This is a genomic window from Providencia lanzhouensis (assembly GCF_050469745.1).
GTDB classification, from domain to species: Bacteria; Pseudomonadota; Gammaproteobacteria; order Enterobacterales; family Enterobacteriaceae; genus Providencia; species Providencia lanzhouensis.
The window spans coordinates 549,020-568,907 of record NZ_CP174123.1 but is presented as its reverse complement, the minus strand read 5'-3'; the positions used below and the strand labels follow the sequence as shown (position 1 = coordinate 568,907).

Annotated in this window: 18 protein-coding genes; 6 read left to right on the top strand and 12 right to left on the bottom strand. The window is 44.1% G+C overall.

Annotated features, from left to right (window positions below):
* The first annotated feature begins 183 nt into the window (after window positions 1-183).
* Window positions 184-1,167, top strand: coding sequence for a quinone oxidoreductase (locus ACIH2S_RS02550; RefSeq protein WP_036955043.1), 984 nt, complete (start codon window positions 184-186; stop codon window positions 1,165-1,167).
* A 105-nt stretch (window positions 1,168-1,272) separates the two neighbouring features.
* Here ACIH2S_RS02550 and ACIH2S_RS02545 read toward each other — a convergent pair whose 3' ends face one another.
* The 7 genes from ACIH2S_RS02545 to ACIH2S_RS02515 form a co-directional block, all read right to left on the bottom strand.
* On the bottom strand, window positions 1,273-1,446 hold the full coding sequence (locus ACIH2S_RS02545; RefSeq protein WP_181477955.1) for a hypothetical protein: 174 nt from the start codon (window positions 1,444-1,446) through the stop codon (window positions 1,273-1,275).
* Between the two features lie 97 nt (window positions 1,447-1,543).
* Window positions 1,544-2,569: a tRNA dihydrouridine(20/20a) synthase DusA gene (dusA, locus tag ACIH2S_RS02540; RefSeq protein ID WP_108479332.1), complete on the bottom strand. Its 1,026-nt coding sequence runs from the start codon at window positions 2,567-2,569 to the stop codon at window positions 1,544-1,546.
* A gap of 214 nt (window positions 2,570-2,783) precedes the next feature.
* Window positions 2,784-3,449, bottom strand: coding sequence for a hypothetical protein (locus tag ACIH2S_RS02535; protein ID WP_430248046.1), 666 nt, complete (start codon window positions 3,447-3,449; stop codon window positions 2,784-2,786).
* Between the two features lie 197 nt (window positions 3,450-3,646).
* A complete protein-coding gene (locus tag ACIH2S_RS02530) occupies window positions 3,647-4,120 on the bottom strand; it encodes a DUF6882 domain-containing protein (RefSeq protein ID WP_108479330.1) in 474 nt (157 codons plus the stop codon).
* A 16-nt stretch (window positions 4,121-4,136) separates the two neighbouring features.
* The gene (locus ACIH2S_RS02525) at window positions 4,137-5,072 is read right to left on the bottom strand and encodes a nucleoside hydrolase (protein WP_036955049.1); all 936 of its coding nucleotides are present in this window, start codon (window positions 5,070-5,072) and stop codon (window positions 4,137-4,139) included.
* 99 nt (window positions 5,073-5,171) lie between these two features.
* The gene (locus ACIH2S_RS02520) at window positions 5,172-7,331 is read right to left on the bottom strand and encodes an ornithine decarboxylase (protein ID WP_108479329.1); all 2,160 of its coding nucleotides are present in this window, start codon (window positions 7,329-7,331) and stop codon (window positions 5,172-5,174) included.
* A gap of 272 nt (window positions 7,332-7,603) precedes the next feature.
* A complete protein-coding gene (locus ACIH2S_RS02515; RefSeq protein ID WP_036955051.1) occupies window positions 7,604-8,617 on the bottom strand; it encodes a mechanosensitive ion channel family protein in 1,014 nt (337 codons plus the stop codon).
* Window positions 8,618-8,759: 142 nt separating this feature from the next.
* Here ACIH2S_RS02515 and ACIH2S_RS02510 point away from each other — a divergent pair, with 142 nt between their 5' ends.
* On the top strand, window positions 8,760-9,167 hold the full coding sequence (locus tag ACIH2S_RS02510) for a DUF2750 domain-containing protein (protein WP_430248045.1): 408 nt from the start codon (window positions 8,760-8,762) through the stop codon (window positions 9,165-9,167).
* A 44-nt stretch (window positions 9,168-9,211) separates the two neighbouring features.
* Here ACIH2S_RS02510 and ACIH2S_RS02505 read toward each other — a convergent pair whose 3' ends face one another.
* From ACIH2S_RS02505 to rbsK, 3 genes are all read right to left on the bottom strand, one after another.
* Window positions 9,212-10,228 carry an aldose 1-epimerase family protein gene (locus ACIH2S_RS02505; RefSeq protein ID WP_196712527.1) on the bottom strand — a complete coding sequence of 339 codons (1,017 nt, stop codon included), beginning with the start codon at window positions 10,226-10,228 and terminating at the stop codon, window positions 9,212-9,214.
* Between the two features lie 63 nt (window positions 10,229-10,291).
* On the bottom strand, window positions 10,292-11,599 hold the full coding sequence (gene fucP, locus ACIH2S_RS02500; protein ID WP_108479327.1) for an L-fucose:H+ symporter permease: 1,308 nt from the start codon (window positions 11,597-11,599) through the stop codon (window positions 10,292-10,294).
* A 160-nt stretch (window positions 11,600-11,759) separates the two neighbouring features.
* On the bottom strand, window positions 11,760-12,680 hold the full coding sequence (rbsK, locus tag ACIH2S_RS02495) for a ribokinase (protein WP_006663306.1): 921 nt from the start codon (window positions 12,678-12,680) through the stop codon (window positions 11,760-11,762).
* 183 nt (window positions 12,681-12,863) lie between these two features.
* On the opposite strand from rbsK, the gene deoC reads away from it, so the two are divergent.
* Entirely contained in the window at window positions 12,864-13,532 is a 669-nt protein-coding gene (gene deoC, locus ACIH2S_RS02490; RefSeq protein WP_036955058.1) for a deoxyribose-phosphate aldolase, read from the top strand.
* 46 nt (window positions 13,533-13,578) lie between these two features.
* Window positions 13,579-14,358 (top strand): DeoR family transcriptional regulator, encoded by a 780-nt coding sequence (locus ACIH2S_RS02485; RefSeq protein WP_036955059.1) that lies wholly within the window; start codon window positions 13,579-13,581, stop codon window positions 14,356-14,358.
* Between the two features lie 154 nt (window positions 14,359-14,512).
* On the opposite strand, the gene rnz is transcribed toward ACIH2S_RS02485, so the two are convergent.
* Both rnz and rtcR read right to left on the bottom strand, forming a co-directional pair.
* Entirely contained in the window at window positions 14,513-15,427 is a 915-nt protein-coding gene (gene rnz / locus ACIH2S_RS02480; RefSeq protein ID WP_108479326.1) for a ribonuclease Z, read from the bottom strand.
* 30 nt (window positions 15,428-15,457) lie between these two features.
* Entirely contained in the window at window positions 15,458-17,038 is a 1,581-nt protein-coding gene (gene rtcR, locus ACIH2S_RS02475; protein ID WP_108479325.1) for an RNA repair transcriptional activator RtcR, read from the bottom strand.
* 480 nt (window positions 17,039-17,518) lie between these two features.
* On the opposite strand from rtcR, the gene ACIH2S_RS02470 reads away from it, so the two are divergent.
* Window positions 17,519-18,637 carry a slipin family protein gene (locus ACIH2S_RS02470; RefSeq protein ID WP_108479324.1) on the top strand — a complete coding sequence of 373 codons (1,119 nt, stop codon included), beginning with the start codon at window positions 17,519-17,521 and terminating at the stop codon, window positions 18,635-18,637.
* Between the two features lie 2 nt (window positions 18,638-18,639).
* Window positions 18,640-19,866, top strand: a complete 1,227-nt coding sequence (locus ACIH2S_RS02465; protein ID WP_006663311.1) for an RtcB family protein — start codon at window positions 18,640-18,642, stop codon at window positions 19,864-19,866.
* Window positions 19,867-19,888 lie beyond the last annotated feature (22 nt).

Here is a 19,888-nt window from a genome sequence, read left to right as displayed (position 1 = left end):
AACAGTTAGTATACGCCAATCTTAGGTGTCATGTGGCGTCTTTATTGTTATCTGCACAAGATATTATTGCAGGCACAATCTTAACGCAGCGCACAAACCGATAATTCTTCTCAGTAAAGCATCGCGTTATGATGGGGCAATTGATACTGTTAATAAAAACAAACTCACTCATTGGAGATGATCATGGCAAAACGTATTGAATTTTCGCAACATGGTGGTCCTGAAGTCCTCAATTTTGTCGACTATTCCCCGAATGCGCCAGCTGAAAACGAAATCCAAATCGAAAACCGTGCAATTGGTATTAACTTTATTGATACCTATGTACGCAGTGGACTGTATCCAGTTGCAAGTTTGCCATGTGGACTCGGCACCGAAGCGGCGGGTGTCGTGGTTAAAACTGGCTCCCAAGTCACCGGTTTCAAACCAGGTGATCGCGTAGTTTATGCACAAGGTCCGCTAGGCGCATACAGTGAAGTTCATAATGTACCTGTCAATGCCGTGGCACACTTACCCGATGGTATCACTTTCGAACAAGCAGCTGCCTGTTCACTTAAGGGGATGACAGTTTACTATCTGCTCAATCAAACCTATCAAGTTCAAAAAGATGAAGTTTTCTTATTCCACGCTGCGGCGGGTGGTGTTGGTCTAATTGCTTGCCAATGGGCAAAAGCGTTAGGCGCGAAAATGATTGGTACCGTTGGCTCTGAAGAAAAAGCGCAGCGTGCGAAAGCCGCAGGTGCATGGGAAGTCATCAATTACCAAACTGAAAATATTGCTGAGCGAGTGAAAGAAATCACTCACGGTGAAAAAGTGAATGTCGTGTATGACTCCGTAGGTCAAGCGACGTGGCTCGCTTCTTTAGATTCACTGAAACGTCGCGGTTTGATGGTGAGCTTTGGTAACGCTTCTGGCGCCGTAACTGGAGTTAACTTAGGGATCTTAAATCAAAAAGGCTCCTTGTATGTGACCCGCCCATCATTAGGTGGCTATGTCACTAACAGAGAAGAGTTAGACCAAGCCAGCAAAGCCCTGTTTGACATGATTTTAAGTGGCAAAGTGAATGTGGATGTACCGGCATCTCAAATTTTTGCGCTGAAAGATGCCCAAAAGGCGCACCAAACATTAGAACAACGTAAGACTCAAGGCTCAAGCTTGCTCATTCCTTAATTCATAAAAAAGCGCCAGCTATCAATAACTGGCGCTTTTAAAATTCTAACAACGGTAATTTTTACTCACTTCCGTTGCACTAAATAATTACTTCAGTTGCACGAATTAATAGTGCCCTTTGCGTGCTTGCTGCTCTTTGTAGATCTGCTGGTTCTCTTTAATGGTGTTTAACACTGTTCCCTCATAGGGATCTTGCTTTGGTGGTTCTCGCATCTGCCCACCTGACCCCGAACATCCAGCAACTAACAGCAGCAAAGAGGTTGCTATTAATATTTTCATCTGCTTCTTCCTCATTCATTAATGAGTTTTATCATAGCATGCAGATAATCCTACTCAGCCCGCATCAGCCAAAATCGCAATTTCATTTAAGTAATATTTACTCGCCACGGGTCACAAACGCGAGCGCTTGTTCAACCACTGATAAGTCAGCACCCTGTTTATGGGCATTTTCGCTTAAGTGGCGACGCCATTGACGAGCCCCCGGAATTCCTTGGAAAATCCCTAAAATATGGCGAGTCATATGCCCTAAATAAGCCCCGTTAGACAGCTCTTTTTCGATGTATGGATACATGCTACGGACAGCAGCAACGCTATCGACAATGGGCATTGTTTCATCAAACAATTGATTATCTACCGCGGTTAAGATTGATGGATTTTGATACGCTTCACGACCCACCATCACGCCATCTAAATGTTTTAGATGTTCTTTAGCTTCTTCGAGAGTTTTAACGCCCCCATTGATAGCCATGGTGAGATGCGGAAAATCACGTTTTAATTGGTATACGCGAGGGTAATCTAGTGGGGGAATTTCACGGTTTTCTTTTGGACTTAACCCTGATAACCACGCCTTGCGAGCATGGATAATAAACATGTCACAGTCCCCTTTTGTGGAGACGGTATCAATGAATTCACATAAAAATTCGTAGCTATCTTGCTCATCAATCCCAATGCGTGTTTTCACCGTTACAGGGATAGACACCACGTCACGCATCGCTTTGACACAATCAGCGACCAGCTGAGCATCCGCCATTAAACATGCACCAAAACGCCCGTTCTGTACGCGGTCTGATGGGCAACCGACGTTCAGGTTGATTTCATCGTAGCCACGCTCATGTGCTAACTTTGCGCATTGCGCCAAAGCTGCGGGGTCACTGCCACCCAATTGCAAGGAAACAGGATGCTCTTCTTCGCTATAAGCAAGATAATTGCCTTTGCCATAAATGATCGCGCCCGTCGTCACCATTTCGGTGTACAGCAACGTATTTTTCGTTAATAAGCGATGGAAATAACGGCAATGGCGGTCGGTCCAATCGAGCATAGGCGCAACCGAGAAGCGGTTAAGATTTTTGTAACCACCTGTTATTGATGGTGTATTTTGTTCTATCGTTTGATTTTGTTGCATGTTGGTCTTTTGGCGTTGATATCGAATTTAAGGCTTATGCTGTTGTGAAATAGCAAAAGAAAGCCGCATTTTAACAGCTGGCTTTCTTTTGTCATAATAAACTGTGCAGGTCGTTTTCGAGGAGTTAAGCAACTTTTTGGGATTTTTGTTTTAAGAATAGTCTATCAATATTCAAATAATTAAAAAGCAAGAAGACGTTGGCTGAATTTCAATCTTATGGAGTCATGGTAAATACTTTATAAAATGCAATGCCAGTGCCCGTGATGATCCCAATAAACCATTTTAAATTAGCGGATTGCATATCTTTAATCTGGTTAAGAACTGATTGTTCCGATCTCAGAATAGACTGAACTAATATATTATATTTATCATCTATCTTTTCTTGCAAAGCACCGCATAGAATATCCATTCTTGCTTGCAAGGCATTACATCGTTCATCTATTTTTTCTTGCAAAACACCACATCTTTCATCCATCCTTGTCTGTAAAGCATCACATCGTTCATCCATCCTTGTCTGTAAAGCATCACATCGTTCATCCATTTTTATTTGCAAATCATCTATTTTTTCTTGCAAAACACCACATCGTTCATCCATCCTTGTCTGTAAAGCATCACATCGTTCGTCCATTTTTATTTGCAAATCATCTATTTTTTCTTGCAAAACACCACATCTATCATCCATTCTTGCCAGCACAGAATCATGCCTGTCGTCCAGTTTTTCCTTCAGAGTTTCATGATTGCTATCTACTTTGTTCGTGATATTCGTTATGTGATTTTCTAGCGTGATCTTAAGGGTATTGTAAGCCCCCATTCCTTGGATAACCCATTGCAGTTGTGCACTCTCAGGTAATACTTTATCTGGTTTCTGACCTTCGTACATATAAGGTTCCTTATGCGTTTCATGAAGAAAAAATAGAAAATATTCGCATTCCAATACTTTCTGAATTTCTGAATATAACGCATATAGAAAAACACTTTTTCCGAATAAAAATTAGCAAGCTAATCATTGAGTTAACAAGAATAAATAGACTGAAACCAAACGCCCTTGTTATCTATGATAAAAAAGGCGCCTTTGGCTTACATTTTTTGAAGGGAAACTTGGCCGAACGTCATAAAAATCAGTGTACTACCTGCAACGCCGCGATAAACACCTTGTTGCTCATTTAACTCACAAGCCAATGCCGCCAACTGCCATGCATCATACTCTTCGATATCGCTCACACGGGAAGTCAGCAAACTATTATCTTGGCGCTCGCCGTAGGCTTTAACCGCAATCGCATCTCGCATTAATGACTCATCAATGGAGCTATTCGCCCAGCCCCACATCCAACTACCGACATTTTGGTCATAAGTCCCAATGATTTGCACGGGTGCCGTTACCATTATATTGTCCGGTGCATGGAAAATAATGGTGCCTTCATCTTGATCCACCGACCAACTGGCTTCATCCAATTTCCAATTATCGCAATGGAACTGATTTTTCAATTCCAGAGAGTTCATGCTGCGTTCAATTAATGCCTCATAAGGCATCTGTTCTAATTCACTCTTCATGTTAAATACGATTCCATTAACCAATATTTTTCAGTGCGTCGATAACCATCTGCCAAAACTTGTCGCGGTCTAATTTCACGGCAACCTGGGTATGGCAATCCGCAGGAGCAGGATGTCGAAAATCTGCCACCGTCATACCAAGGGTCAGCGTTCCCGTTAATTCGATATCCACAGGGACTTTTTGGGTGGTCATTACTGATGGGTCTATCACATAGGCAACAGCGCAAGGATCATGCACTGGCGGCGCATCAAAACCTTGGGCTTGTTTGTACATTTTTCCGAAGAAATCCAGTAATTCGACGACAAACTGTGAGCATTTCGTGTCTATTTCAGCAATTTTCGCCACGACTTCTGGCGTTGCCAGTGCTTGGTGAGTGAGATCCAGACCAACCATCGTTAGCGGCCATTTTTCATTGAAAACAATATGTGCGGCTTCTGGATCTATTTTGATATTAAATTCCGCGACTGGACTCCAATTTCCCACATGGTAGCCACCGCCCATCAACACCACTTCTTTCACTCGCTCCACAATTCGAGGTTCTAGCCTTGCCGCTAACGCGATATTGGTCAGCGCCCCCGTAGGAACTAAGGTAATGGTTTTTGGTGGGTGGGACATGATGGTATCGATGATCAAATTCACCCCATGACGCTCATCCAACGCTAACGTTGGGGTTGGGAGCTCAGGACCATCCAACCCGGAATCCCCATGAATATCGGGCGCCACTTCCACTTCACGCACTAATGGACGCGCTGAACCCGCAGCAAAAGGAATGCCGCGAATATTCGCCATTTCAGCAATCGCACGGGCATTACGGGTGACTTTTTCGAGAGTTTGGTTGCCTGCAACCGTGGTGACGGCGAGTAAATCGATGTCTGGATTACCGTAAGCCAGTAGCATAGCGATGGCATCGTCATGCCCTGGGTCACAGTCTAAAATAATCTTTTTCGTCATAGGGTTGCCTTATCGTCAATCGGGATCCACATTTTGCGGATCCCAATTTAGCTATCTCATGCGGCAAAATCTATGCTCGATGTCTGAATACGGAGAAATTTATTTCAAAACATGCGCATACACGCGTTTTGGTCCATTTTCATTTTTTGAAATATAGACCCCTTGTAGCTCTGGTGCAAAGCCCGGCAAGGCGTTAATTCCCGCTTCCAGCGCTTTAAAATACTGAAGAACAGGCCCTGACCAGACTTCCCCCGGTACCACACACAGCACGCCCGGCGGATAAGGTAACGCCCCTTCTGCGGCAATTCGCCCCTCTAACTCATCCAGTGGCAGTAATTCCACATTGCCGCGAATAAACTCCAGATGTGCCTGTTGTGGATTCATTTTCACTACAGGGAAATGCGCCTTGCGGAACATCTCTTTTTGTAGCTGTTTAATATTAAAATCCACGCTTAATTGATGCATTTCTTGGCACAATCGACGCAGAGTATACCCTTGATACTGTTCCTGATAACGCTGATACACGGATGGTAAAACGTCTTCAAATAATGCGTCTTCATCCAGAAGCTGCTCGAAACGTACTAAGTGAGAAACCAGCAATTCCAGCTTTTCACGTGATTCCGCTGGTGTTAGCAGGAATAAAATCGAGTTTAAATCGCATTTTTCAGGGATCACCCCATGTTCACGCAGGAAATGTGCCAAAATCGTCGCAGGAACCCCGAAAGACTCATACTCGCCGCTTTCTACATCAATCCCCGGCGTCGTCAGCATCAGCTTGCATGGGTCAACGAAATATTGGTCTTGCGCGTAACCCTCAAACGCATGCCAACGCTCTTTCGGAATGAAATTAAAGAAACGCTGCTCCGATGCAATTTGTTCTGTTGGGTATTCATGCCACGGCTTTCCATCCACTCGCTCAGGCACAAACGGTCTAAAGTGACGGCAGTGTTGAATAATGGATTTTCTGACCTCAATCCCTTGTCGCACACACTCCATCCACATCATTTCCCCCGCTTCCCCTTGGTGCATGCGCGCATTCACATCTAATGAAGCAAACAGTGGGTAAAACGGGCTGGTAGAGGCGTGCATCATAAACGCGTTATTCAGTTTCTTATGGGAAACAAAGCGCTCTTGGCCTTTGATATGGTTATCTTTTTTATGGATCTGCGAAGCCTGCGAAAAACCCGCCAACTGCTTATGAACAGATTGCGTCACCATGATACCGGGGTCATTCTCGTTCAGTTCCAGCAGCAACGGCGAGCATTGGCGCATCATCGGGATAAATTGTTCGTAACCCACCCACGCAGAATCAAACAGAATGTATTCGCAAAGATGCCCAATCTTATCCACCACTTGTCTCGCGTTGTAGACTGTGCCGTCATAAGTCCCGAGCTGGATCACGGCAAGGCGGAACGGTTTTTCTGCCTGCCCTTTTTCCGGCATCACTTCGCTCACCGCGTTTCTTAAGTATTCTTCGGTAAAACAGTGAGCATCAATCCCACCAATAAACCCAAATGGATTTCGCGCTGTTTCCAAATAAACGGGTGTTGCCCCTGCTTGGATCAGGGCGCCATGATGGTTAGATTTATGGTTATTGCGGTCAAACAGCACTAAATCACCCGGTGTTAATAAGGCATTTAAGACCACTTTATTGGATGACGACGTGCCATTAAGCACAAAATAGGTTTTATCTGCATTGAACACTTTCGCCGCAAATTTTTGGGCTTCTTTTGCCGCACCTTCGTGGATCAGCAAATCCCCCATCGCCACATCAGCGTTACATAAATCAGTGCGAAAGAGATTTTCACCATAGAATTGGTAGAACTGTTCACCCGTTGGATGACGACGGAAAAATTGTCCACCTTGGTGTCCTGGGCAGGCAAACGTTACATTGTGACCCGCAGCATAATCCATCATTCGCGCAAAGAATGGCGGTAATAACTGTTCAAGGTATTGGTTTGCAGCATCCCGTAATTGACGGCTATTCTCTTCACGCGCAGCAGGCGCTGGCAGTAATAATGCGGTCAAATAGTCAGGTGTTGGTGCATTGTCTGGTAGCTGCTTGTCACTAATGACAAACAGCGGAATACTGAGTTTACTGTCTGCAACTCTCTTCCACAGCCCTTGGTTGGCATCTTGTTCAGAGAGCACAACCGCAGCGATATTATTTAACTGTGCATCGCGAATATCTACCCACTGGAATTGACCCGTAAAATAGATAGCGACCCCCTGGCTACATGCCACATTGATTTTCTTCATAGCAGTCTGGCTCTTGGTTAGCTGAGGTAAAGAGGGGCTCAATATACTTGATAGATACTGAGATTGAAATAGTCAGAATTAATGCAAAATTATTCAGTTTTGCCTAGAGTGAATATTTTTTATAACTTACTGGTTAATAGTATAAAAATTTCCGGATAACCTCACCGGATTTTTAGTCATAAACCATGAAAAATAGATTATTTGCAGATTAACCGACCGAAACAGACAATAATGACAGTGGATCAGTCGGTTAATTTTTCGAGACGACGAGGTTACTTGTTTCTTTCTACGTACAGAGTTTGAGATGGATATGCAAAGTCCGCATTATGACGCTTAACTATATCAATAATTTTCAAATAGACCGCTTGCTGCGCATCCAGCCATTCTGCCCATACGGTGGTTTTCGTAAAGCAGTACACCATAATATTTAGGGAAGAATCCGCAAACGCATCAAAATAGACCAGCAAGGTTTGCCCTGTATCGATATTTTCATCTTGCTTCAGCATGGTGCGAATATCGTCCACAATCGCGCTGACTTTGTCGGCATCTTCATAACGTAAACCGATTTCTGTTTTAATCCGTCGGTTAGTCATGCGCCCTGGGTTTTCAACACTAATGGAAGAAAATAGCGAGTTAGGAATATAAAGCGGACGATGGTCAAACGTAACAATCTTGGTGATCCGCCAGCCAATTTCGACGACTGTCCCTTCAATATTTCTATCCGGCGAGCTGACCCAATCCCCAATATTAAACGGGCGGTCGAAATAGAGCATGATCCCTGAGAAAAAGTTACTCAGGATATCTTTACCCGCCATACCGATGGCGATACCGCCAATACCCCCAAATGCCATTAATCCTGACAAACTCATGCCAAAATGTTCGCCAAATAACAGCATAATGATGACGATGACCGCAGTCTTAAATACTCGTGCAATAATCCGCGCGGAAGTCGGGTCACTGCCTTTTTTAATCTGTTTTTTCTCTAGGCGGTTAACCAACTGAAAGAATTTTCGCGTGATAATCAATGCTATCACCGATATGGCGACTAGATTAATCAGTGGTGTTGAAATAAAGGTTAAATCAAAGTCACTGGCTGCCATATCTACAGATTGAGCTGTCACCAACACCATCACGCACAGCACCATGGTTTGGATCACATGCACCAAAATGCTTTTTCGCTTATGTTTGTGCCGCTTGTGTAAAACTTCAAAAAGCAAATACAACGCTAAACAGACGGCAATGATGGTCATGCCAATGGCATATTTTTCAAGTAATGCTTCTATCATGTTTATTGCCCTAAACTGACATTGAAAACTAATTTGCTGTGTAAAATATAACACTCTAAATAGTGAGTGAATAACTGCTAAGATATCAATTATTCATTTAATTTTCTCAATAATTATCAATTACTTTTCAGGTAGTCTAATAATGAACAATGTCTATTTCTCACCTAAAAAACAAGAAATTCAAAATGTTCTACTACTGAATCCTCATCAACGATATGACTATTTTATCGGCAAGGTTGCAGATTGGGAGCAAGTATGGACATTGGGTAACCATGAGGGTTTAGTCACGGCACAAGATGATAGCCAGTGTTTATTTTTACCTCTGTGGGTCGCAAAAGAGTATGCCGAATTATGCTTAACCGATGAATGGAGCAGATGTTACCCGCTTCCTATGACACTGGAACATTTAATGGCGGAAATATTACCTGACATGGCGAGCGCCAATATTAAAACGGCAATTATGATGCTACCTAATGGTAAGGGTACCCCGATATTTGATGCTCAGAGCGTGCTCGATGACTTACAAGAAGAGTGCCAGCAATATGAGTAAAAGGCTGCGTATTGGCAGCCTCATAAAAAATTAAAAAACAAAATTTACTGTTCAACACCCGTCGTCACGGTAAATTGACGGTTTTCCCCCGCCTCCAACCAAATCAGCGTTTGGTTATTTTTCGCAGCAATAAACCCTTCAGGGCGACAGGTTGCTGGTAACACGAATGCCCCCACTTTTTGATCGCCATTATATAAAATCCAGCGAGTCGCATAATTCAGTTCATTGGCTTTAAAGCGGGTTACAAAGGTATTACCCGCTGGCGAAGTCATCTTAAATTCAGGGTTTGCCGTGTATTGGCTCAAATTGTCCATAAAGAAAACAATTTCAGGGTCGCACATTTGCGGCTGATTCAGCTGATTCAGCGTCACTTCGCCGGACTTAAGCGCTTGGTTAAAATCGAGCCATTTTTGCGTTGGATGCACATGCCCCGGAATGGATTCACGCAGCTTAATCGCCTGTTCAGGAATATTTTGCGTTAAAGTGGCGTCGTCCACATAGGCATAGTTCATGTGGCACATATATTGGAGCGGCATTGGCACGGATGCCAAGTTAGTCACGGACATATGAATATCAAACAACGCACTGTCCGCATTTAATTGTACAGATGGCGCGGCACGATAACGATGCCCAAAGCCCATCACATACTCATACTCACCACACACTTTAAGACTGTTTGCTGTCAATTCAAGCCATGCTCTATCCATTGGTGCGCAGGGCATTTCCCCGTGTAATGGATGGTTATCTTCTGGCGATGGGCAACCATTACTGATTAATCCAGAATGGAAAGCAAAACAGCCATAGGTTTCAATCACGGTTGGAACAGGCTTAGGTTCTGAAAACATATTTTCCATTTTCAGATTTTGCCCGCAAAACTCAGCATCCCAAATCATCTGCCCTAAAAATGGCAAAATGGTTAAATGCCCCTGCGAGTTTTCAACACGCAGCCCTTGCACGCCAGATTGATAGACAAATGCGGAAACGGAAAACTGGCTATTTTTCAAAACTAAGGTCGGTTTTTCCGTAAATAAGCGTTTATGTAACGGGATAATTGTGTTCATTGTCATACTCACGGTTTGAGGTAAAGATGGGTAGGTGTAGCGCCTACCCTGAGTCACAGTTAATTATTTGGCTTGTTGTTTAGCTTTAAAGCGACGTTCGCCAACGAAGTAAATGCCCACGTAGACGAAGCACAACATGGAAACTAAGAAAGAGAGTTGCAGAGAGTGAGTGATATCCGCGACATAGCCTTGGATAGCAGGTACAACTGCCGCACCAACAATCGCCATGACAATCACTGCACCCGCCATTTCAGTATGCTCGTTGTCGACGGTTTCCAAAGTGCCCGCATAGATAGTTGCCCAGCACGGTCCAAACAGGATGCTCACCAGTACTGCTGCATACACCGCAGTGAAGCTCGGCATAAAGGCCACATACACCAGGAACAGCACACCAATAATCGAATAGATAATCAGTACTTTATCCGCGTTAAAGCGAGTCATTAAGATGTTGGCAATAAACTTACCGATAAAGAAACAGGCAAAGCTGTAGACCATAAAGTTAGAGGCATCACGCTCGTTGATATCCCCCATTTCCAGCGCTAAACGGATGGTGAACGACCAAACGGCAACTTGCATTCCCACATATAAGAACTGGGCAATGATCCCTTTTCTAAAGCGACTGTTTTTAGCTAAATATTTTAAGGTATCCAGTGCAGAAGGACGTTTATGTTCCGCCGTTTCTGCCACTTTGCATTTCGGGAATTTAGTCAGTAAAAACAGGATCATCACAACAACCAATACCATGATCATATAACGGTATGGTTCAAGGGTGTTTTCCAGCATCGCTAAACGGAATTCATGGATTTGAGTCGCATCCATGTTTGCCATTTGATTTTGTAGGCTCTCTCCTTCAGAGAAGACCAAATATTTACCTAATAAGATCCCGCCTGCGGCACCAATTGGGTAGAAGGTTTGGCTGATGTTCAGACGCAGAGTCGCGTACTGTTTTGGACCAATCATCGAACTGTAAGTATTCGCTGCGGTTTCAAGGAAGCTTAAACCAATCGCGATAGCAAAAATCGCGGCTAAAAACATGGTGTAAGTCGCCATATGAGACGCAGGGAAGAACATGGAACAACCCGCGATATACAAAATAAGTCCGATCATAATCGCGTATTTATAACTGGTTTTTTTGATAACCAGTGAAGCTGGAATGGCAATCAAGAAGTAACCGCCATAGAACGCACTTTGCACTAATGCAGAGGCAAAGTTACTGAGTTCGAAAACGCTTTTAAACTGTGTGATTAAAATATCATTCAGTGCTGCTGCACATCCCCAGAGCGGGAATAAGCAGGAAAGTAGGATAAATTGGAATATAGGTGTCTTATTCAGGTACCCATCAGGTAACTGAGTTATATTTTTGATGTTCATATTAACCCTTAATAATTTTTATTATATTTTTAACCGGCTAAACGGGCTTTTTGCTCTAATGGCAACCTTCATTTCAACCGGTCATGCTCAACATCATTCAAATTCAGAGCAAATATTGTGGGTACAGGTAATGCTTCTGGTGCTTGAAAGATGATGCGTACTAATTATTCAACTGCACAAACTCACTGAACTGCTCGATACTTGGGTAAGACGATTGCGTGCCTTTTCCCGTTACGCTAAAGGCTGAAAACAGAACCGCTTTTTTCATCGCTTCTTCAATATTTCCGGTGTGAACATAGTAATGAGAGAAGCAACCAATAAACGCATCCCCTGCCCCGCTGGTATCAATCGCGTTCACTTTAATAGCGGGAATGAATAGCTCACTGTCGCGAGTCATCCATAGCGCACCTTTATCACCTAAAGTGACAATCAGATTTTTCAGGCCTTTGTCTAACAAGGATTGAGCCGCACGACGCACATTATCCATGGTATCCACAGGCATATTGGTCAGAATTTCTAGCTCGGTTTCATTCGGTACAAAGAAATCACAACGGCATGCGTAATCTAAATCCAGTGCGCGTTGTGCTGGCGCTGGGTTAAGCAATACAGGGATGTTGTGCTTATTACCAAAGGCAATTGCGTGGTAAACCGTTTCCAGCTGCACTTCCAGCTGCAATACGATCAATTTACATTTTTTCAGATCTTCCGCAGCGCGGTCGATATCTTCAGGGGATAAAAACTTATTCGCCCCTTTGACAATCAAAATGCTGTTAGACGAATTTTGGTTAACGAAAATTGGCGCAACACCGCTTGAGGTACATGGCACTTTTTCTACATAACGCGTATTGATGCCGTAAGACTCAAGATTACGAATAGTGTTATCCGCAAAAATGTCGTCACCGACCTTAGTTAGCATAATCACTTTGGAGTTTAATTTTGCTGCGGCAACAGCTTGGTTTGCCCCTTTACCGCCACAGCCGATTTTGAAGGCTGGGGCTTCGAGGGTTTCCCCTTCTTTAGGCATTTGATCAATGTAAGTGATCAAATCGACCATGTTTGAACCGATAACTGCTATATCCATAATGTCCCTCGTGTTAAATAAATCACATAATGATATAATCCTAACATTATCATGTTGCAAAAATATCATTTGTGATTAGGATCTCGAATAACGAATGATCAAGTGTTATATCTGCCACATTTCCTCATTCTTTGTTACCTATTCCACATCTATTCTGAAAAACTTCATATAGGAAGGTTTAAAATGCAAGATTTAGCGAAATATATTGATCACACTTTATTGGCTGCCAATGCAACAGTTAACGATATCAAAACGTTATGTGCAGAAGCCGCAGAGCATCACTTTGCCTCTGTGTGTGTTAACACTGGCTATGTGCCATTGGCAAGCGAATGTTTAAAAGATAGCGATGTGATGGTGTGCTGTGTTGTTGGTTTCCCATTAGGCGCATGTTTAACAGAAGCCAAAGCGTTTGAAGCTGCTGAAGCAGTACGCCGTGGTGCCGATGAAGTGGATATGGTCATCAACGTAGGCATGCTGAAAAGCGGTGATTTAGACTTTGTTCGCCAAGATATCGAAGCTGTTTTTGCGGCTTGTGGTAAGGCAACATTAAAGGTGATCCTCGAAACTTGCCTGTTAACTGATGAAGAAATCACACAGGTTTGTGAAATTTGCCGCACAATTAACGTTGGATTTGTGAAAACTTCAACAGGATTCAGTACAATGGGTGCCACTGAGCATCACGTCGCTTTAATGCGCAAAGTGGTTGGTAATGAAATTGGCGTCAAAGCATCCGGTGGCGTACGTACGCGTGAAACCGCAATTAAGATGATTGAAGCTGGTGCTAACCGCGTTGGTGCAAGTGCGAGTGTCGCTATTGTGACGGGAGAAAATACCACTCCAAGTGACTACTAAACAACGGGGCGCGGTTCGTCCGCGCCATCATAAAAAGGATTGCAGGGTGATAGAAACTAAACAAAAAGAACGCCTTCGCCGATTAAGTGAATGTATTAAACGTTCAGGACGCATTCATCTTAAAGAAGCCGCGAGAATACTCGAAGTCTCTGAAATGACCATTCGCCGAGATCTCAATGCGGACACCGAAGGTCCTATCCCAATGTCACTGCTTGGTGGCTATATTGTTTCTGTCACTCAACCTACCGCTTTAGCTCCTCACGAACCCCATGCCGATATTTTCACGCCAGATCAAACTGAAGACCTATATATTCCTAATTTAGCCGCCAGTATGGTCAGTGAAGACGATGTGATCTTTTTCGACAATGGCATCGAAATGGCGACCTTAATAGCCTTAATCCCAGAAGAAATTAGCTTTACCGGAATTTGTTATTCTCATAACGTTTTTCTCGCATTGAGCCAGAAAAAAAATGCCACGGCGCTACTGTGCGGTGGGGAATACCGCCCAAAAAGTGATTCTTTTTACAGCCCAACGCTGCCTTCGTTATTAGATTCCATTAACCCCAAAAAAGCGTTTATGTCCGCCACTGGGGTTCACAGTGCTTATGGGGTGACTTGCTATAATCTCGATGATTTACCGATGAAAAAGAAAGGCATGGAAAAATCTATCCGTAAGATTTTATTAGCACCTTACAATCTGTTTGATGAAGTGGCGACCGCCAATATGGGCGAACTATCCCAGTTTGATGTGATTGTCACAAATCGGCAACTCAGTGATGAATACGAAACATATTGCCGTAATGGATTTGTGAAAGTGATTTATTAGTACAATATATCCCTTCTTCTTTATATGTCGATTTTTACAATAAAAATCGACATTTCATATCTATGTATCGATTGAGTCGACACAATTTTCCTATATGTATATTTTTCGTCAGTTTTTCGACACGTTTTCCTTATGCGTGTCGATTGCTTAAAAACTAAATCCGCACCGTCAAATAATCTTCCGCAATCTGCGTCTCAGGAAACTCAGCTTGGCACTCCGCCAGTAAACGCGGAATGTCATCCGACCCATAACGCCCACTGATATGCGTCGCAATAAACCGTTTTACTCCTGCTTGTTTGGCAAGTTGCGCCGCTTGTCGGGTAGAAGAATGCCCATGTTCATTGGCTTTCGCCTCTAGCGCCACTTCTAGTGTAGTTTCATGCACCATCACATCGGCATTTTTTGCCAATAACAACGCATCTGGCGTTGGGATGGTATCCCCAAACATCGCCACTACTTTACCTGCAACTGGCTCACCAAGGTAGTCAGCTCCATTCACGGTACGACCATCTTCTAGCTCAATCACTTCGCCCTTTTTCAGCGCCTGCATCCAAGGCCCGCGAGGGATCCCATCTTGCTCCAGTTTTTGCACATTTAGCGCCCCCGGTTTTGGATGTTCTTCAATACGATAGCCATAACATTCTACGCGGTGATCCAACCGATACGCAGTGACGATCATCTCCCCATCATCAAATAACTTACCTGCCTCAATTTCTACAATTTCAAGAGGATAAGTCATATAGGAGTCGCTCACTGATAAGACGGTTTCCACGTACTGTTTCAGCCCTTTTGGTCCATATAGCGTTAAGGGATCCGTCGTTCCCCCCATCGAGCGGCTACACAGCAATCCCGGTAAACCAAAAATATGGTCACCGTGTAAATGAGTAATAAAAATCTTCTCGATTTTGGGTGTTTTAAAGGGGCTGTTTAAGATTCGGTGCTGAGTGCCTTCGCCACAGTCAAAGAGCCAGTAGCTTTTACGGATACCGACTAAATTTAATATCATACTGGTGACATTGCGCTCTTTTGTTGGCACACCTGCGCTAGTACCCAAGAAAGTCAGCTCCATCATAATTCCTTGTTTTATCCTTGTTATTATTTAAATCTGATTGATTTTATCCCAATCCAATCCAAATTTAGCTAAATATTTTCGCAACCTATCTGCATCATTCGGTTGCTTTTTCTGTTGGCGAGACACCGCAAATAGCGTGCGCCCGGCCTCAGATAAAGAAGACGATTTTCGGCACACATCCAGTACGGTGGCTAACTGCTGCTGCTCAAACAGGTCGATTTCCCCGACGTGCTCAGGTAGCTGTAGTTTAGATTTCGGCTGCCACTGCTGGCTTAAACGCTGAATTTCCTCCTCCACCACAGATTGCGTAATACGCCCACGTTCAGCGAAGGTTGCCATTCGGGAAATTGAAGCGCCTAATTCACGGAAGTTGCCTCGCCATGCGGCTTTAGGGGAGCAAGCAAACTGAACATAGTGCTGACGTGCTTCTCTATCAAAACGGATTTGGCTCTGCTCTGCTTGGCAGAATTTTGCCAGCTCATAATCGATATTCGGCTCAATATCTTCACGGCGATCCGCCAGCCCTGGCAGCGCAAACGTCCACATATTAATACGGGCGAATAAATCTTCGCGGAATTTTCCCTCTTCCACCCACGCGGCAAGGTTACGATGGGTGCCAGCTATCAACTGAAAATCACTTTGAATTTCACTGTCCGAACCAAATGGGAAAAAGCTTTTTTCTTCAATGGCTTTTAATAGCATTGCCTGCTCATCAAGCCCTAACTCGGCAATTTCATCCAAAAATAAAATGCCGCCGTCGGCCTCTTTCAGTAACCCTTGGCGTGGGTTAAGCGCGCCCGTAAATGCACCCTTCACATGCCCAAATAACGTGGACATCGCATTATCGCCGCGCAAGGTGGCGCAGTTAATCTCCACAAAACGCCCTTTGACTTGATGGCGCCCTTGGCGTAACTGATAAATTCGCCGAGCCAGAAATGATTTTCCTGCCCCCGTTGGACCATTGAGCAAAATCGGCGCTTTAGAGCGTAGTGCCACACGCTCGATTTGCTCAATCATGGTATTAAATGCCTGATTACGGGTGGCGATCCCCGCTTTTAAGAATGCCAACTGAGTTTGCTGCTGGCTATCAAAGCGGCTGGTGATTTGCGCATAACGGCTTAAATCAAGATCAATTTCCGCATACATACCCACAGGATCGGTTTCCCGTTCCCCGCGAGTCGGTGAAGTTTGGATCAATTTTGCAGGCAAATAGTGTGCTTCCGTCAGTAAGAACCAACAGATTTGTACCACGTGGGTGCCTGTCGTGATATGCACCAAATACTCTTCGTTTTCTGTATCGAAAGGGTAGTTCGCAGAAAAATCCAGCAGTGAAGTGTAGACCTCTTCAAAATCCCACGGATCCGCAATATCCACTTCACGCAGTATCACCTCAGTTTTCGGTGATGCCTGCTCAATATCTTCTTTCACCCGGCACGCGAGCGAGTAGTCGTTCACCTGATGAATTAGCTCAAAACGGTGAATATCTAAATCTGCTTGCTGGCACAGTCCCACAGTAGGACGCCATTTTTTCCAGCGATTGGCTTTTTTACCGCGTCTATCAAGCACAGTACCCAATACGCCAATAACCACTTTTCTTTTTTGATTCATATTTATAAATATTTATAAGTTACGATATAAAAATATATAAATAAGCATAAGTCATTCTGATAAACAATGGCACCGGAAAAATCAAAAAAATAATTAAATGTTAATTATCAATTAATTAAAAATATTTAATGGCATTTTTAGAAAGTTGGCACGCATCTGGCAATAGTCTGACTGTCCACTACCGGAATTTGTCAGAACTTCAGTTCTACCGGTGCAGACATGGTGGCTAGCCCCACTTCATGGTCTGTATTCCGCCGTTGGTAAGACCTATCTGGTAATAGCATGCGCTATCGGGTTCGAGTCCCGACATTCAAAACCAAATGAATAAAACGTGGTTGCCGTTTCGCCACACAGTGTTATCCGAGTCATCGCACCGGGCATTGAGCAAAACAGTAGACAGCCGTATGGCGCTCGATTGTTTCCCTCCTCGCTTCGTCGATGATTTCGATAACACCTCAATAAATAAAAAGGAAAATAACAATGACAAAAATTAACGTGGCACAGGGATACATTGCACTGACTTCAAACAAAGGCGACTTCAAGCAACTGTTCGTGGCTGGCGAATATCGCCTTAATGATTGGTTTAATAAACTGACCGTTTCACTGTTTGAACTAAATAATGACCCAATTGAAGAGAAACTTGCTGAGCATTTACGCCAGTTTCACCCTGATTGGGTTGAAGAATACTGTGTGGATATCACTCTTGCAGATGATGAAATGGGCTTTGTGTATTTGCATAACAGCTTGAATGAAATTTTAGCGCCCGCGACGCGCCGACTGTACTGGAAAACGGGCAATACGTTGCACATCGAAACTCAATCGACGGACGATGTGGTTATCAACCCAACACTACTGGCGCGTTTGGCGGGTAAAAAACGCATCAAAGGTACCGATCTGGCGTTAATCAGCCAAGTTCCTGCATGGCATGTAGGTATCTTCAAATTAGATGGTGAAATTCAAGCCATTTTACAGCCCGGCACTTACGGCTACTGGAAGATTTGCCGTAAACCTGAAGTGGACGTGATTGATACACGGTTACAGGCATTGGAAGTCAGCGGTCAGGAGATTTTGACCAAAGATAAAGTCACTTTGCGTGTTAACTTATCGGCAAACTGGCGCTATGCCGACATCCTGTTGGCGTTATCCAAATTGAGCCAACCGGTAGATTATTTATATCGCGAGCTGCAATTTGCCCTGCGTGAAATTATCGGCACACGCACCTTAGATGAACTGTTGGAAAACAAGCAGTTAATCGACCAGCTGATGATGGAGCATGTGGTACAAACCGCCCTCACCTTCGGTTTAGAAATCGATAGCATTGGCGTGAAAGACATTATTTTACCGGGAGACATGCGCACCATCTTGTCTCAGGTAGTAGAAGCCGAAAAATCAGCACAAGCCAACGTGATCCGTCGCCGTGAAGAAACTGCCGCCACGCGCTCACTGTTAAATACCGCCAAAGTGATGGAAAACAACCCCGTTGCCTTGCGTTTGAAAGAGCTCGAAACCTTAGAAAGTATTGCACATCGAATCGACCAAATTTCCGTTTATGGTGGATTGGATCAAGTATTAAACGGATTGGTAAAAATTAAGGAATAACAATGAATAACAATAACTTTAACCAAATTATGCAGCCCAATAGTGCGCCAGTAAAAATGTGGACTCACGGAGTCCCTGTTGACCCTGCGGCAGTGACCCAATTGCAAAACACCGCAAAAATGCCGTTTATCTTTAAACACCTCGCAGTGATGCCGGATGTGCATGTGGGTAAAGGTTCCACTATCGGGAGCGTGATCCCAACCAAAGGGGCGATTATCCCTGCGGCGGTTGGAGTGGATATTGGGTGTGGAATGATTGCGGTGCGTACATCATTAACTGCATCGGATTTACCCGATAGCCTGCAAAATATTCGTTTTGCCATTGAAGCGGCAGTACCTCATGGGCGAACCACTCATCGACACGGTCGAGATAAAGGCGCTTGGCATCGTGCCCCTGATATTGTGGATACCCACTGGGCGCAACTGGATGAAGAGTTCAAACGCATCTGCGATAAGTACCCGAAGCTACGTGGGACAAACCATTACAACCACTTAGGGACGCTGGGAACAGGGAACCACTTTATTGAGCTGTGTTTGGATGAGCAAGACCGCGTTTGGGTGATGCTACATAGCGGGTCTCGCGGAGTGGGAAATGCGATTGGTAACTTGTTTATTACCTTGGCGCAAAAAGATATGCAGCAACATATCGCCAATTTGCCAGACCGTGATTTGGCGTACTTTCAAGAGGGAAGCCAATATTTCAACGACTATATGGAAGCCGTAGGTTGGGCGCAGGATTTTGCCCGTCATAACCGTGAAGTGATGATGCATCGCGTGCTGGAAGCACTGTCGAAAGAAATCACCAAACCGTTTATGACGCAGCAAGAAGCCGTAAACTGCCACCATAACTATGTGCAGAAAGAGCAGCATTTTGGTGAAGAAATTTTGGTGACTCGAAAAGGGGCAGTATCTGCCCAAAAAGGGCAAATGGGGATCATTCCAGGCTCAATGGGAGCCAAAAGCTTTATTGTTCGCGGTCTAGGAAACGAAGAGAGTTTTTGTTCATGTAGCCACGGCGCAGGACGCGTAATGAGCCGAACAGAAGCCAAAAAACGTTTTTCCGTGAGCGACCAAAAGATAGCCACCGCCCATGTTGAATGCCGAAAAGATAGCGATGTAATCGATGAAATTCCAATGGCGTATAAAGACATTGATGCAGTGATGGCAGCCCAATCGTCGCTGGTAGAAATTGTGCATACATTACGCCAAGTGGTGTGTGTGAAGGGGTAATTTACCCCAATTAGGAGTTCAA